The sequence below is a fragment of the Rhodovulum sp. ES.010 genome, assembly GCF_900142935.1.
Lineage (GTDB): Bacteria > Pseudomonadota > Alphaproteobacteria > Rhodobacterales > Rhodobacteraceae > Rhodovulum.
Genome location: NZ_FSRS01000001.1, coordinates 1,700,363 through 1,712,947, shown reverse-complemented (window position 1 = coordinate 1,712,947; position 12,585 = coordinate 1,700,363). Strand labels below are relative to the sequence as shown.

Annotated in this window: 12 protein-coding genes; 7 read left to right on the top strand and 5 right to left on the bottom strand. The window is 67.8% G+C overall.

Annotated features, from left to right (window positions below):
* Nucleotides 1–3 precede the first annotated feature (3 nt).
* The 7 genes from BUR28_RS08525 to BUR28_RS08495 all read left to right on the top strand — a co-directional run bounded on the left by BUR28_RS08525 (nucleotide 4) and on the right by BUR28_RS08495 (nucleotide 6,821).
* Entirely contained in the window at nucleotides 4–849 is an 846-nt protein-coding gene (locus BUR28_RS08525) for a carbohydrate ABC transporter permease (RefSeq protein ID WP_074219734.1), read from the top strand.
* Nucleotides 850–1,333: 484 nt separating this feature from the next.
* Entirely contained in the window at nucleotides 1,334–1,606 is a 273-nt protein-coding gene (locus BUR28_RS08520) for a DUF2160 domain-containing protein (protein WP_074219733.1), read from the top strand.
* A gap of 91 nt (nucleotides 1,607–1,697) precedes the next feature.
* Nucleotides 1,698–3,425: an ABC transporter substrate-binding protein gene (locus tag BUR28_RS08515; RefSeq protein WP_074219732.1), complete on the top strand. Its 1,728-nt coding sequence runs from the start codon at nucleotides 1,698–1,700 to the stop codon at nucleotides 3,423–3,425.
* 126 nt (nucleotides 3,426–3,551) lie between these two features.
* On the top strand, nucleotides 3,552–3,803 hold the full coding sequence (locus BUR28_RS08510) for a hypothetical protein (protein ID WP_139307534.1): 252 nt from the start codon (nucleotides 3,552–3,554) through the stop codon (nucleotides 3,801–3,803).
* A 7-nt stretch (nucleotides 3,804–3,810) separates the two neighbouring features.
* Nucleotides 3,811–4,188, top strand: coding sequence for a hypothetical protein (locus BUR28_RS08505; protein WP_074219730.1), 378 nt, complete (start codon nucleotides 3,811–3,813; stop codon nucleotides 4,186–4,188).
* A gap of 4 nt (nucleotides 4,189–4,192) precedes the next feature.
* A complete protein-coding gene (glpK, locus tag BUR28_RS08500) occupies nucleotides 4,193–5,677 on the top strand; it encodes a glycerol kinase GlpK (protein WP_074219729.1) in 1,485 nt (494 codons plus the stop codon).
* 4 nt (nucleotides 5,678–5,681) lie between these two features.
* A complete protein-coding gene (locus BUR28_RS08495) occupies nucleotides 5,682–6,821 on the top strand; it encodes an iron-containing alcohol dehydrogenase (RefSeq protein WP_074221571.1) in 1,140 nt (379 codons plus the stop codon).
* A gap of 170 nt (nucleotides 6,822–6,991) precedes the next feature.
* Here BUR28_RS08495 and tcmP read toward each other — a convergent pair whose 3' ends face one another.
* The 5 genes from tcmP to BUR28_RS08470 all read right to left on the bottom strand — a co-directional run bounded on the left by tcmP (nucleotide 6,992) and on the right by BUR28_RS08470 (nucleotide 12,481).
* Complete coding sequence (gene tcmP / locus BUR28_RS08490) at nucleotides 6,992–8,173, bottom strand: three-Cys-motif partner protein TcmP (protein ID WP_074219728.1); 1,182 nt, start codon at nucleotides 8,171–8,173, stop codon at nucleotides 6,992–6,994.
* 40 nt (nucleotides 8,174–8,213) lie between these two features.
* A complete protein-coding gene (locus tag BUR28_RS08485) occupies nucleotides 8,214–9,038 on the bottom strand; it encodes a DUF5131 family protein (protein ID WP_074219727.1) in 825 nt (274 codons plus the stop codon).
* Between the two features lie 132 nt (nucleotides 9,039–9,170).
* Nucleotides 9,171–9,611 carry a hypothetical protein gene (locus BUR28_RS08480; protein ID WP_074219726.1) on the bottom strand — a complete coding sequence of 147 codons (441 nt, stop codon included), beginning with the start codon at nucleotides 9,609–9,611 and terminating at the stop codon, nucleotides 9,171–9,173.
* A complete protein-coding gene (locus BUR28_RS08475; protein ID WP_074219725.1) occupies nucleotides 9,592–10,638 on the bottom strand; it encodes a tyrosine-type recombinase/integrase in 1,047 nt (348 codons plus the stop codon). Before BUR28_RS08475 ends, BUR28_RS08480 begins: the two co-directional genes overlap by 20 nt.
* A gap of 220 nt (nucleotides 10,639–10,858) precedes the next feature.
* Nucleotides 10,859–12,481: a DNA cytosine methyltransferase gene (locus BUR28_RS08470; RefSeq protein WP_074219724.1), complete on the bottom strand. Its 1,623-nt coding sequence runs from the start codon at nucleotides 12,479–12,481 to the stop codon at nucleotides 10,859–10,861.
* Nucleotides 12,482–12,585 lie beyond the last annotated feature (104 nt).

Below are 12,585 nucleotides of genomic sequence, written 5' to 3'. Positions count from 1 at the left end.
GCCATGGCCGACGCGACCTTTGCCCGGCCCCGCGCGGCCAGCCTGCCGCGGGTGAACACCAGCGCGGTGGTGATGGTGCTGTACCTGATGTTCCTGCTGGTGCCGATCTACTGGCTGTTGAACATGAGCCTGAAGACCAATGCCGAGATCCTCGGCGGGTTTTCCCTGTGGCCGCGGGACCTGACGCTGCAGAACTACGCGACGATCCTGACCGATCCGAGCTGGTACATGGGGTACGTGAATTCGCTGATCTACGTGGTGATGAACACGGTGATCTCGGTCAGCGTGGCGCTGCCCGCGGCGTATGCGTTCTCGCGCTACCGCTTCATGGGCGACAAGCACCTGTTCTTCTGGCTGCTCACGAACCGGATGGCGCCGCCGGCGGTCTTCGCGCTGCCGTTCTTCCAGCTTTACTCGTCCGTGGGGCTTTTCGACACGCATATCGCGGTGGCGCTGGCGCATTGTTTGTTCAACGTGCCGCTCGCCGTGTGGATTCTCGAAGGCTTCATGCGCGGGGTGCCCAAGGAGATCGACGAGACCGCCTATATCGACGGCTATTCCTTCCCGCGCTTCTTCGTGAAGATCTTCATGCCGCTGATCGCGAGCGGAATCGGCGTGGCGGCGTTCTTCTGCTTCATGTTCTCCTGGGTGGAACTGCTGCTCTCACGCACCCTGACCGCGACCGAGGCCAAGCCCATCGCGGCGACGATGACCCGGACCGTGTCGGCCAGCGGGTTGGACTGGGGCGTGCTGGCGGCGGCCGGTGTGCTGACCATCGTGCCCGGCGCCTTGGTCATCTATTTCGTGCGCAACTACATCGCCAAGGGCTTCGCCCTGGGGAGGGTGTGATGAGTGAGTGGATAGCGCTTTACGGCGCGATCCTTTCGACAATTCTTGCCGTTATCGCCTTTGTAAAATGGTTGGTGCGCATTCGGTTGACAGTGTATGCGCTCCATCCCTTTGAGACGTGGAGCGGATCATGTGGAGCTGTGGTCGTTAACTCTGGAAGCCGGCCGACGTCAGTCACACGGGTTGTATTTGAAGCTTTCGAGAAGCGGAGGCTCTGGAAGTCCAAACGGGTTTGGCATGTCGAGGCCGACCATTCTCACATCATGGACCCAAGCGTTCGGCAAGAGCCGGTGCCCGGAAAGGAGAACACTTTTAAACGCGTTCCTAACGTTCTGAACCCAGGTGAAGAGTACTTTGGCGAGGCTGGAGTAGACAGGCAGTATCTACCTGACAAGCACTGGCTACGTGTCTCTGCATTTGCTCGCGGTCGAAGCGCTCGCTTTTCCGCTTGGGCCGCACCGCGCGAAAGGAAGGGTGGCTGAGAATGGACTGGATGGCATGGACCTGGCCCACCGCGGTCTTCTTCATGGTGATCGCCGGGCTTCTGATCGTCTTTTCGGTGCTCGCGATCCGTTACCCCGAAACCCCGCGCACCGGGATCCTGCGGATCGAGACGACCCGAGGGGATCGCCTCTTCATCACGCTTCTGGGCTCGGCCTTCATCAACCTCGCCTGGCTGGGGCTTGTGGGCGAGAACCAGCCCTGGGCGCTTGGCGTCTGCCTGGTCTGGGCCGCGGCGGTGTTCCGCTGGGTCTAGGCCCGTCACCCGCACCCGGGGCACGAGGAGCCCCGGGTCGCGCGTAACCCCAATCCTCGACAAACGGTTCACCAAAGGGAGGAAACCGAAAATGAACCTCAGATTGAAATCCACCACGGCGATCGGCGTGAGCCTTGCGCTCCTGTCCGGCCCGTCCTGGGCGGGCATGGAGGAGGCCATGGAGTTCCTCGACAGCGAGATCGACGGGCTTTCCGTGCTCTCGCGCGAGGAGCAGGAGGCCGAGATGCAGTGGTTCGTCGATGCCGCCGAGCCCTTTGCCGGCATGGAGATCAACGTGGTCTCGGAAACGATCACCACGCATGAATACGAATCCCAGGTGCTGGCGCCCGCGTTCTCGGCGATCACCGGCATCCAGGTCACCCACGACCTGATCGGCGAGGGCGACGTGGTCGAGAAGCTGCAGACCCAGATGCAGTCGGGCCAGAACGTCTATGACGCCTATGTCAACGACAGCGACCTGATCGGCACCCACTGGCGCTATCAGCAGGTGCGCAACCTGACCGACTGGATGGCGAACGAGGGCGCGGACGTCACCAGCCCGACGCTCGACCTCGACGACTTCATCGGGCTCAGCTTCACCACCGGGCCGGACGGCAAGCTGTATCAGCTGCCCGACCAGCAATTCGCGAACCTCTACTGGTTCCGCTACGACTGGTTCACCGATCCCAAGACGATGGAGGATTTCAAGGCCGAATACGGCTACGACCTCGGCGTGCCGGTCACCTGGTCGGCCTATGAGGACATCGCCGAGTTCTTCACCGGCCGCGACATGTCCTACATGGGCGTCGAGGGCGAGGTCTTCGGCAACATGGACTACGGCAAGAAGGACCCGAGCCTCGGCTGGCGCTACACCGACGCGTGGATGTCGATGGCCGGCATGGGCGACACGGGCGAGCCCAACGGGTTGCCGGTGGACGAATGGGGCATCCGCGTGAACGAGAACTCGCAGCCGGTGGGGTCCTGCGTGGCGCGGGGCGGGGCCACCAACTCGCCCGCCGCGGTCTACGCCGTGACCAAGGCCATCGAGTGGCTGGAGAAGTATTCGCCGCCGACCGCGGCGGGCATGACCTTCTCGGAGGCCGGGCCGGTGCCGGCGCAGGGCCAGGTCGCGCAGCAGATGTTCTGGTACACCGCCTTCACCGCCGACATGGTGGGCGAGGGCGCGGATGCCGTGCTGAACGAGGACGGCACGCCCAAGTGGCGCATGGCGCCCAGCCCGCACGGCGTCTACTGGGAAGAGGGCATGAAGATCGGCTATCAGGACGCCGGGTCCTGGACGCTGATGAAGTCCACGCCCGTGGACCGCGCCAAGGCGGCCTGGCTCTATGCCCAGTTCGTGACGTCCAAGACCGTGGACCTGAAGAAATCGGATGTGGGCCTGACCTTCATCCGCGAATCCACGATCAATTCCGACCACTTCACGGACCGCGCGCCTAAGCTCGGCGGCCTGGTCGAGTTCTACCGCTCGCCCGCCCGCGTGCAGTGGTCGCCCACCGGCACCAACGTCCCGGACTACCCCAAGCTCGCCCAGCTCTGGTGGCAGAACATCGGCGACGCGATGTCGGGCGCCAAGACCCCGCAAGAGGCGCTGGATGCGCTGTGCGCGGACCAGGAGCGGGTGCTGGAGCGGCTGGAACGCGCGGGCGTTCAGGGCGACCTGGGCCCCGTGATGAACGAGGAAATGGACCCCTCGGAATGGCTGAACCAGCCCGGCGCGCCCAAGGCCGCGGTCGAGAACGAGGACGAGGAGCCCCAGACCGTCGCCTATGACGAGTTGATCCAGTCCTGGCAGAACTGACCAGCCGCCAAGAAACTTGCGCGGGCCCGGTGCCGGGCCCGCGTTGCACCCCGTACGCAGCGTAACGAACCGGTTCAGCTTTTCCGGGCTATGGTCCCGGGCATTTCCGACAGGGGAGACACGGGCATGCCGGTCAACACTCCATTCCAGGGCGGTGAGGGAACCGGGGCGGACGCACGGCTTTCGGCCATGCGCGACGTCGGCCGGCGGGCCGAGGAGCTGATCGGGATCGCGCGCGATCTCGACCGCATCGCCGAGGGCATCGAAAGCGAGTCGACGCGGCGCGACATTCGGGCCGCGCTCCGGCGGCTTCTGGGCGTGACCGAGGGCATCATCCGGTCGGCGCGGGCCGCGATTCCGGCCGATGCGCCGCGCTAGCCCCGCCATGCCGGACCGTGCAGACGACCTGTCGATCGACTTCCAGAGCGCGGGCGCCGCGGTCGGGGCGTTCACCGACGCGCTGTCCCGCTACGAACGCCGCAGCGCGGTCGAGAACGGCCGCCGCGTCGGGCGCGACCGCAGCTGGATCGCCAAGACCATCATCGGCACCTACGGCGTCGCGGTGATCGGCATGGGCGCCTATGTCGCCCTGTCGATGCCCCTCTGCGGGAGTGCGGGCCAGGTCTGCGACCCGTTGCAGGCCTGGCAGTCTCAGGCCAAGCTCCTGTTCGATCTCGTGGTGACCGCGGTGGTGCCCGTCGTGACGCTGATGCTGGGGTTCTATTTTGGCACCGAGTCCTCGCAATCGAACCAGGTGAACTGACCCCATGACCCATATCCTCGCCATCGACCAGGGCACGACCTCCAGCCGGGCGATCCTGTTCGGTCCCGACCTGAACGTCGTCTCCGTCGCACAAGAGGAATTCCCGCAGCATTACCCGGCCAGCGGCTGGGTCGAGCACGACGCCTCGGACCTGTGGTCCACCACCGCGGCGACCTGCCGGGCGGCGATCGAAAAGGCCGGGCTGCACGCCACCGACATCGCCGCGATCGGCATCACCAACCAGCGCGAGACCACGCTGGTCTGGGACCGCGCCACCGGCAAGCCCGTGCACAACGCCATCGTCTGGCAGGACCGCCGCACCGCCGAGACCTGCCGCGCGCTGAAGGAAGAAGGCCACGAGGCGGAGGTGACTCGGAGAACGGGCCTGCTGCTCGACCCCTATTTCTCGGGCACCAAGCTGAAATGGCTGCTCGATCACGTTCCCGGTGCGCGGGAACGGGCGATGCGGGGCGAACTGGCCTTCGGCACGGTGGACAGCTGGCTGGTCTGGAACCTGACCGGCGGCGCGGTGCATGTGACCGACGCGACCAACGCCTCGCGCACCATGCTCTACGACATCCGCGCCGGGCACTGGTCGGAGGAAATGTGCGCCATGCTCGACGTGCCGAGAGCGGTGCTGCCCGAGGTGCGCGACTGCGCCGCCGAGTTCGGGGTGACGCGGGCCGACCTGTTCGGGCGCGAGATCCCGATCCTCGGCATCGCCGGCGACCAGCAGGCCGCGACCATCGGGCAGGCCTGTTTCCGCCCCGGCATGATGAAATCGACCTATGGCACCGGCTGCTTCGCGCTGCTGAACACCGGGGCGGAGCCGGTCGCCTCGCAGAACCGGCTGCTGACGACGATCGCCTATCAGCTCGATGGCAAGCCGACCTATGCGCTGGAAGGGTCGATCTTCATCGCCGGCGCCGTGGTGCAATGGCTGCGCGACGGGCTCAGGCTGATCCGCAGCGCGGCCGAGACCCAGCCGCTGGCCGAAAACGCGGATCCGGCGCAGCGCGTGGTCCTCGTGCCCGCCTTCACAGGGCTCGGCGCGCCCTATTGGAACGCCGAGTGCCGCGGCGCGATCTTCGGGCTGACGCGCAATTCCGGCCCCGAGGAATTCGCCCGCGCGGCGCTTGAAAGCGTGGGCTACCAGACCCGCGACCTCTTGGAGGCGATGACGGCCGACTGGGGCGCGGGCGGCGATACCGCGCTGCGCGTCGACGGGGGCATGAGCGCGTCGGACTGGGCGATGCAGTTCCTGGCCGACATCCTTGGCGCGCAGGTCGACCGGCCCGACGTGCTGGAGACCACGGCGATGGGCGCGGCCTGGCTCGCGGGGCAGCGCGCCGGGGTCTATCCCGACATGGCGGGCTTCGCGCGCACCTGGGCGCTGGAGAAGAGTTTTGCGCCGGCGATGGACGGGGAGGAGCGGGAAGACCGCTATGCCCGCTGGCAGCGCGCCGTCGCCGCGGCGCAGGCGTTCTGATTCCATGCGCTTCGAGATCCTCATGCCGAGCCGGATCGTCTTCGGCCGCGGCACCGCCACGGGCGCGGGCCCCCGGATCGCCGCGATGGGCCGGCGCGTGCTTTTGGTGCGGGGCGGATCGGTGCCCTTCGCCGACCGCCTGATATCGGACCTGCAAGCCGAGGGCGCGGCGGTGCTGCCGGTCCGCGGGCGGGGGGAGCCGGACCTGCCGGGACTGGAGGCCGCGCTGGGCGAGGCGCGGGCCTTCGTCCCCGAGGCGGTGGTTGCCATCGGCGGCGGCGCGGTGATCGATCTGGGCAAGGCGCTGGCGGCGCTCATCCCCTCCGGCCGCCCGCCGCTCGACCATCTGGAGGTGGTGGGGCAGGGCCTTCCGCTCGCCGCCCCGCCCTTGCCCTTCGCGGCGCTGCCCACCACCGCGGGCACGGGCGCCGAGGCCACGAAGAACGCGGTCATCGGGGTGCCCGCGCATGGCCGCAAGGTCAGCCTGCGCGACGATCGCATGGTGCCGGCGCTCGCCCTTGTCGACCCCGCGCTGACCGATGGCTGCCCGCGGGACGTGACGTTGGCCTCGGGCCTCGATGCCCTGACCCAGGTGATCGAGCCCTACATCTCCGTCCGCGCCAATGCCTTCACCGATGCGCTCTGCCGGGATGCGATTCCGCGCGGGATCGCCGCGCTGCTCCGGCTGATGCAGGCCGAGGACGCGTCCGCGCGCGACGAGATGGCCCATGTCAGCTTGGTCGGCGGCATCGCGCTGGCCAATGCCGGGCTGGGCGCCGTCCACGGGCTGGCCGGGGTGATCGGCGGGCGCCACGGCCTTGCCCACGGCGCGATCTGCGGCCGATTGCTGGTGCCGGTCCTCCGGGCGAACCGCGCGGCGCTCGCCGGGTCCGGCGGACAGACCGGGCGGATCGACGAGGTGATCGCCTGGCTCGCGGCCGCCTTCGGCGGCGCCCACAAGGACGGGCTCGACCGCTTCGCCGCGTGGATCGACGCCGCGGGCCTGCCCCGGCTCGCCGAGATGGCGGATCGGCCGCTCGAGGCGGACTTCCTTGCCCGCGACGCCGAGCAGGCCTCGTCGATGAAGGCCAACCCCATCGCCCTTTCGCGCACGACCCTGGCGGAGATCGTCGCGGCAGGCTGAGCCGCCCATCGCGTGCAGCGGACGGGCCGGGCCCGGCGGATCATGCGGGGATTTTCCACTTGTTTTCGCAGGCTGGGACCCATAGACAGGCCAGCGGAGACGTGGCCGAGTGGTCGAAGGCGCTCCCCTGCTAAGGGTTTCTGGCAGCTCCGATAACAAGCGGAAATGTATTAGAAAAGTGTAGACTGACCGTCCGGTCTGCACGAGTTTTGCACTATCCTGATCGGGTCGGAGTCTCCCGGTCGTTTGGCGCCGCGTTCCGTCCAGGTCGCCTCGACACGCCCTTCCTTCGCCAGTTGCACGAGTTGCCGCGCGATGGCGCTTTTTGTCAGCGGTAGGTCTTCCTGAATGTCTGCGCACACCGGCTTGAACTCGATGCTGCGGCGTCGGCCCTTCAAGGTCTGCTGAAGCTTGTCGAAAAAGCTTGTCTGCGCTTCTCGTCGCCGGCGAATGAACCAGTCTCTCGCATAGTCGGGGTCGCCCTCGAACAAGTCCATCTGGTCGGATGGAATTCGGCGCTTTTCGTAGTCTTCCATCACCTTCTTTTCGACGCTCCGCGCAAGGTCCACCGCGACTGGTGAGCGTGTTGCAAGGATCAGGTCGAAATGGACTTGCTCGCGTCGCGCCATACCGATCTCCATCACAGGCGCGAAGCGAAAGCCTATATCGTCCCGTAGGCGTTCCCGCAATAGATCGCGCGCGGCCGTGCCTGATGGATTTGGTCCAATTCGCTCTCTCCAGTCCTCGCCCAGCAATGCCGAGAACTGGCGATCTTCGCTCTCCGTGTCGCCCTCTGCGCTGCTCTTGACGAAACGATGCACGTGGTAGCGCATGAAATTGATCAGGAGTTCGGTATTCGCCTGGCCAAGCTTGCGGAGGCACGCGAGTGGGTAGCCGCTCCAGCCCTTGGGGTCGATGAATACCAGGCGGAACTCTCTGGCGCTGGCCGCACCGATTTCCGCCGCCAGCTTATCGAATGGAAGGTTTGTCGTTTCCACTATGAAATCGGAGGCTGGATCCGATGACTCTGCGACTAGATCGACCAGGCGCCTGTAGGCTTTTCGGTTGGCTTCGTTCAGGTGGGCTCGGGTGCGAATTTTCAGGCCGCTGGCTCTGAGTGCATCGTGGGCCTGGCGCAGCTCTGCGATGGCGATCATGAAAGAACTGTCGGAGCAGTCGTCAGTCGCCGTGTCCCATGGGCCGGAAAATCCGTCGACAAATACCAGTTCGTCGATCGGCGTTTCCAAGTTCTTCAGCCCGCGTACCACCTTCTGCGAGAATGGGCCTAGGTAGCGTTTAAGAATTTCGTGCTTGGCCCAGCTTTGAGGCCGGCCATGGTATGGATCGGTCACTCTCTACCCCACATGGTGATGCCACCGTTGGGGATGGAGCCTAGATCGCGCGAGACGATTCGGGCAAACCGTCGTGCGTCGCACCGTCCAGCTCGCGGCCGGCGGCTTTCTTGCCGAGCCGTACCATCAGGGTGCCGTCGTGGGCCTGCTGTGTGCGTCGGCGCGGCAGGTTGATCCCGTCGCCCGGCGCCCAGTCCCCCCATTGCTTGAAATGGAACGGCACCTCATGCGCCATGCATTGGAGGTGCAGCTGGCGGAACCAGGACGGGCTGGCCGGTCGGGCCTTGGGCCCGCTTTCGCCGCCGGTGATGACCCAGTCCAGTCGGTCGAGATAGGTCGACAGGTCGAGTGGGCCCAGCAGCGGCTCGGCCGAGATGAACCGGACGCGCGCAGCGATCCCGACCAGGTGGGGCAGGTTCTCGTCGGCGCGCTGCTGGTTCTCGACCGTGGTGCCCAGCCAGACGTTGGCGGGCCAGGTCATTCCCCATGGGTTCAGGCGCGCCGCCACATCCGGACGCTTCGTCAGCAGCAGCCAGTCGAGGTTCGGGGTCGCCTCGATCAGCGACCACAGCCGCACGCGGTGCGGGTCAAGGTCGCGCCGGTCCTCGAACACATCGGCCATCGACGCGCAGAATACGCGCGCACGCTGGCCGGTACCTTCGAGTCGGCGGTTCCATGTCTCCGGCTGTTTCCAGTGCGCATCGCCGAAGAAGCGGCGATCCGTCGTCGGGCCCCAGACCTTCTGGCCCACCCGTTTGGCCCAGGCCTCGGCGTAGCAATGCTTGCAGGCCTCGGACACCTTCACGCAGCCCCACCAGGGGTTGAAGGTGTGCGTCGTCCATTCGATCTTCGAATTCTCGCCCATGGCGTCCTCCTGCTCGATCAGCCGGCCGACGTTCGCGCCTGTTGTCCGGCGGGGGTGCCTCTGCCGCCAGAATCGCCGAACGCCCAACCCTTTGCAATGTGTTCCTCAGCCCGACCGATGCATCTGCGAAATCTAGCGCAGGTACTTTTGCCGGATCGCGGCCCTGGCATCCTCCAGGTCTCTAATCCCGTCACTCATCTCCGTCGCTCCCCGCTGGAGATGTGTGTTCTGCCCGAGGAGATCGGATGCCGCGATCTGCAGGGCGCCGCAGACGATGCGATGTTCCGCGTCGAGTTTCATGCGCATCTCGATGTCTTCTCGGGTTCGGTCAAAGGCAAAGTGCTCAAGGCGAAGCGCCGCGGAGGCGCGCTCGGGACTGTAGCCGAATTCCGAGGTGCGTTGCGCAGCTTCCACCGCGAGCACGAATTCGGCGGCATGCCCGACGATCTCCCAGGGTTTCCCCGCACCTCGGGTCACGCGCAGCAAATTGGCTGTGAGGCGCCTGAGGGCCTCGTCGGCGGCCTTGCAGGCCCGCTCATGTTCCGTTTCCTGATCATCCCGTCCGCTTGGCATTCGTCGTGTCCTCCGGCTGGTTATGGTCGCTATCGAACACCCACCCCTTCGCCCGCAGCTCGTCCGCCAGCCAGGCCGGCGCAATCTTGCGGTAGCGGTTGGCCATGTCGGCCTTTTCCCAGCCGCCCAGGTCCATCAGCCCGCCGAAATCGCGGGTCTGGGCGTAGTACCAGGTCGCCCAGGTGTGGCGCAGGGTGTGGGGGGTGACGCGGCGCGGGCCCTTGGCCTCGAGCTTGGCCTTGTCGCGGGCCGCGTTGAAGGCGGCCTGGATCTGTCCGCCCATGTTGGCGCGCTGGACGTAGGGCATGCCCTTCGGCGTGCGGAACACGGCGCCGGCCTCGGGCAGGCCGGTGGCGGCGAGCAGGCGGCGGGTGCGGGTCGGCAGGCGCACCATGCGCGGCCGGCCGTTCTTGGCCCGGCCGATCCACGCCTCGCCCGTGTCGAGGTGCAGATCGGCGCGCTGCAGCGCGATCATCTCGCCCACCCGGCAGCCGGTGCCCAGCAGGAACTCGATCTGCACCGCCGTGCGCGCGTCGGCCGCCGCGATCAGCCGCTCGGCCTCGTCCGGCGTCAGCCAGCGCAGGCGCGCGTCGTCGACCTTGCGCCGGCGGAACCGGCGCGGCGGCACCAGCCCGTCGTCCGCGGCCATCTGGTAGACGGCCGAGACGGGGGTGACGAGCTGGCGGTTTATCGTCGAGGGCGCGGCCGTCGGGTAGAGCGCTCGGGCGGCGGCGTTCAGCGCCTCGTTGTCGAGGTCAACCAGGCGGAAGCGCGGGCCGAAATGGGCGAGGATCGGGGCGAGGAACCGGCCCTCGCCGCCCGATTCCAGGTAGGTCAGCGCGGCCTCGGCGAAGGTGACCGTCGCGCGTCGGCCAAGCGTGACACGTTCGAGGATTTCGGCCTCGCGCCGGATGCGGAGGGTTTCGGCGGCTTTCTCGTCGCCAATGCGAGTGCTTTCGTAAACGCGCTGTCCCGCGACGGTGCCGCGCAGGTACCAGATGCCGTTGCGCTGGAACTTTCGGAGCATGGCTCGGTCCTTTCCTCGCCCAGGAAGAAGGCGGCGGCCAGGTCCGCCGGCCGGTAGAGGATGCGCACCCGGCCCGAGACCCGCACCCGCGTCAGCCTGCCCGCCGCATAGGCCCTGTCAAGCCCGCCGCGCGAGGTGCGCACGCCGCGCGCGGCCAGCCAGGCCAGCGCCTCGTCGGTGGTCAGCAGCTCGGAGGTGAGGATATCGAGGGCGTGGGTGGTCACGCGGCGATCTCCTCTTTCGCGATGTGGGCGCAGTTCGCCCGCGCCAGCGCCTCGGCCAGCGGCGGGCAGACCGAGTTGCCGCACATGCGGGTCTGTTCGGTCTTGGTGAAGCGGCGGCCGTCGGGGCCGGTGTCGATCTCGTAGCTTTCGGGGAAGCCCTGGGCGCGGAACATCTCGCGCGGGGTCAGCATGCGCATGCCGATATCGGCGATCGCGTAGGTCGCGCCGTCGATCTCGACCGTGACCAGGCCGAAGGTGTCGCGGGTGCCGAGCGTGTGCAGTGGGCCGCGCGGATCCTGCCCCAGCCCCTGGCCGTAGTATTTCTGCAGGAACGCGGCGACCAGCGCGCCGTGGCCGCCGCCGGCGCAGATCGTCGGGTGGGGCGTGAGCAGGTCCTGGTCGCGGCGGGTGGTGCCGTGCAGGTTCATCAGGTGCGCGGCCACCACCTGCTGCTGGGTGCCGCGGGTGGTCAGCGTCGAGAGCGGCGCGACGGCCGGGCGGCCCGCGTTCCGCTCCATCCGGGCGCCGGCGTTGTGCTGGGCGAGGAAGGCCGCCACCAGCGCATGCTTGCCCCCGGCCGCGACGACGGTGCCGAGCGGCTTGTCGAGGCCGGGCACGCGCGGGGCCTGGCCGGGGCGTTCGCCATAGCCGGTCTGCACCAGCGTCGGCACGACGATGCCGTTGTAGTCCTTCATGCTGGCGCAGATCGTGTGCAGCGGGTCGAAGCCTGACCGCACCGCGCCCCCTTGCTGGGCGTAAGTCACCAGGAACGGTTCCTGCGCCTCGATCACGTAGCGCATCACGCCGCGGGCGATCCGGCGCAGGGTCGCCTCCTTCAGCGGGCGGACGGCGCGCAACCCGTGCTTCGCCATGATCTCGTCGGACGTGTCGAAGATGCTGGGGCAGGGCAGCGACCAGTCGATGATCTCGGCCGCCGTGCGCCACGGCTTGCGGGTGCCCGCGATCACCTGCGGGCTGCCGGGGGCGCCGTGGGTCGGCTCGGGCCAGACGATGGGGCGGCCGTCGCAGCGGGCCACCAGGAACAGCCGCTTGCGGATCGTCGGCGCGCCGTAGTCGCAGGCGCGCAGCTCGCGCCACTCGACCCGGTAGCCCAGCCGCTTCAGCTGTCCGACCCAGTGGCGGAAGGTCTGGCCGCGCCGCTCGGGGCAGGGGCGGCTGTCGGGGGTCAGCGGGCCCCAATCGCGGAATTCCTCGACATTCTCGAGCAGGATCACCTCGGGCCGGGCGCGGCGCGCCCAGAGCACCACCACCCAGGCGAGGTCGCGGATGTTCCGCTTGACCGGCTTGCCGCCCTTGGCCTTGGAGTGGTGCTTGCAGTCGGGGCTGAACCAGGCCAGCGCGACGCGGCGGCCGCGGCAAAGCTCGGCCGGGTCGACATTCCAGACGTTGGAATTCAGGTGCAGGGTGGCGGGGTGGTTCGCCCGGTGCATCGCCAGCGCCGCGGCGTCGTGGTTGATCGCGATGTCGGGCCCGCGCCCCAGCGCCGCCTCGATCCCGGTGCTGGCCGCGCCGCCGCCGGCGAAGCTGTCGACGATCAGCGGCGCGCTGCTGTCGGGCGGGGTCTGCATGTGGCCGAGGTCGAGCCCGCTGCCGTCCATCCTGTCAGCCCTCCATCCTGTCGAGACAATCGCGGCAAAGGCCGCCGGGGCCGCCGTCGGGCGGGGTGAAGAGCGGCATGTCGGCGCGGCCGCAGCGCATGCAG

What these genes read in the sequence shown, in the direction of transcription:
- BUR28_RS08525 (WP_074219734.1), top strand. Translation starts at nt 4, where the DNA reads ATGGCCGACGCGACCTTTGCCCGGCCCCGCGCGGCCAGCCTGCCGCGG.
- BUR28_RS08520 (WP_074219733.1), top strand. Translation starts at nt 1,334, where the DNA reads ATGGACTGGATGGCATGGACCTGGCCCACCGCGGTCTTCTTCATGGTG.
- BUR28_RS08515 (WP_074219732.1), top strand. Translation starts at nt 1,698, where the DNA reads ATGAACCTCAGATTGAAATCCACCACGGCGATCGGCGTGAGCCTTGCG.
- BUR28_RS08510 (WP_139307534.1), top strand. Translation starts at nt 3,552, where the DNA reads ATGCCGGTCAACACTCCATTCCAGGGCGGTGAGGGAACCGGGGCGGAC.
- BUR28_RS08505 (WP_074219730.1), top strand. Translation starts at nt 3,811, where the DNA reads ATGCCGGACCGTGCAGACGACCTGTCGATCGACTTCCAGAGCGCGGGC.
- glpK (WP_074219729.1), top strand. Translation starts at nt 4,193, where the DNA reads ATGACCCATATCCTCGCCATCGACCAGGGCACGACCTCCAGCCGGGCG.
- BUR28_RS08495 (WP_074221571.1), top strand. Translation starts at nt 5,682, where the DNA reads ATGCGCTTCGAGATCCTCATGCCGAGCCGGATCGTCTTCGGCCGCGGC.
- BUR28_RS08485 (WP_074219727.1), bottom strand. Translation starts at nt 9,038, where the DNA reads ATGGGCGAGAATTCGAAGATCGAATGGACGACGCACACCTTCAACCCC.
- BUR28_RS08480 (WP_074219726.1), bottom strand. Translation starts at nt 9,611, where the DNA reads ATGCCAAGCGGACGGGATGATCAGGAAACGGAACATGAGCGGGCCTGC.
- BUR28_RS08475 (WP_074219725.1), bottom strand. Translation starts at nt 10,638, where the DNA reads ATGCTCCGAAAGTTCCAGCGCAACGGCATCTGGTACCTGCGCGGCACC.
- BUR28_RS08470 (WP_074219724.1), bottom strand. Translation starts at nt 12,481, where the DNA reads ATGGACGGCAGCGGGCTCGACCTCGGCCACATGCAGACCCCGCCCGAC.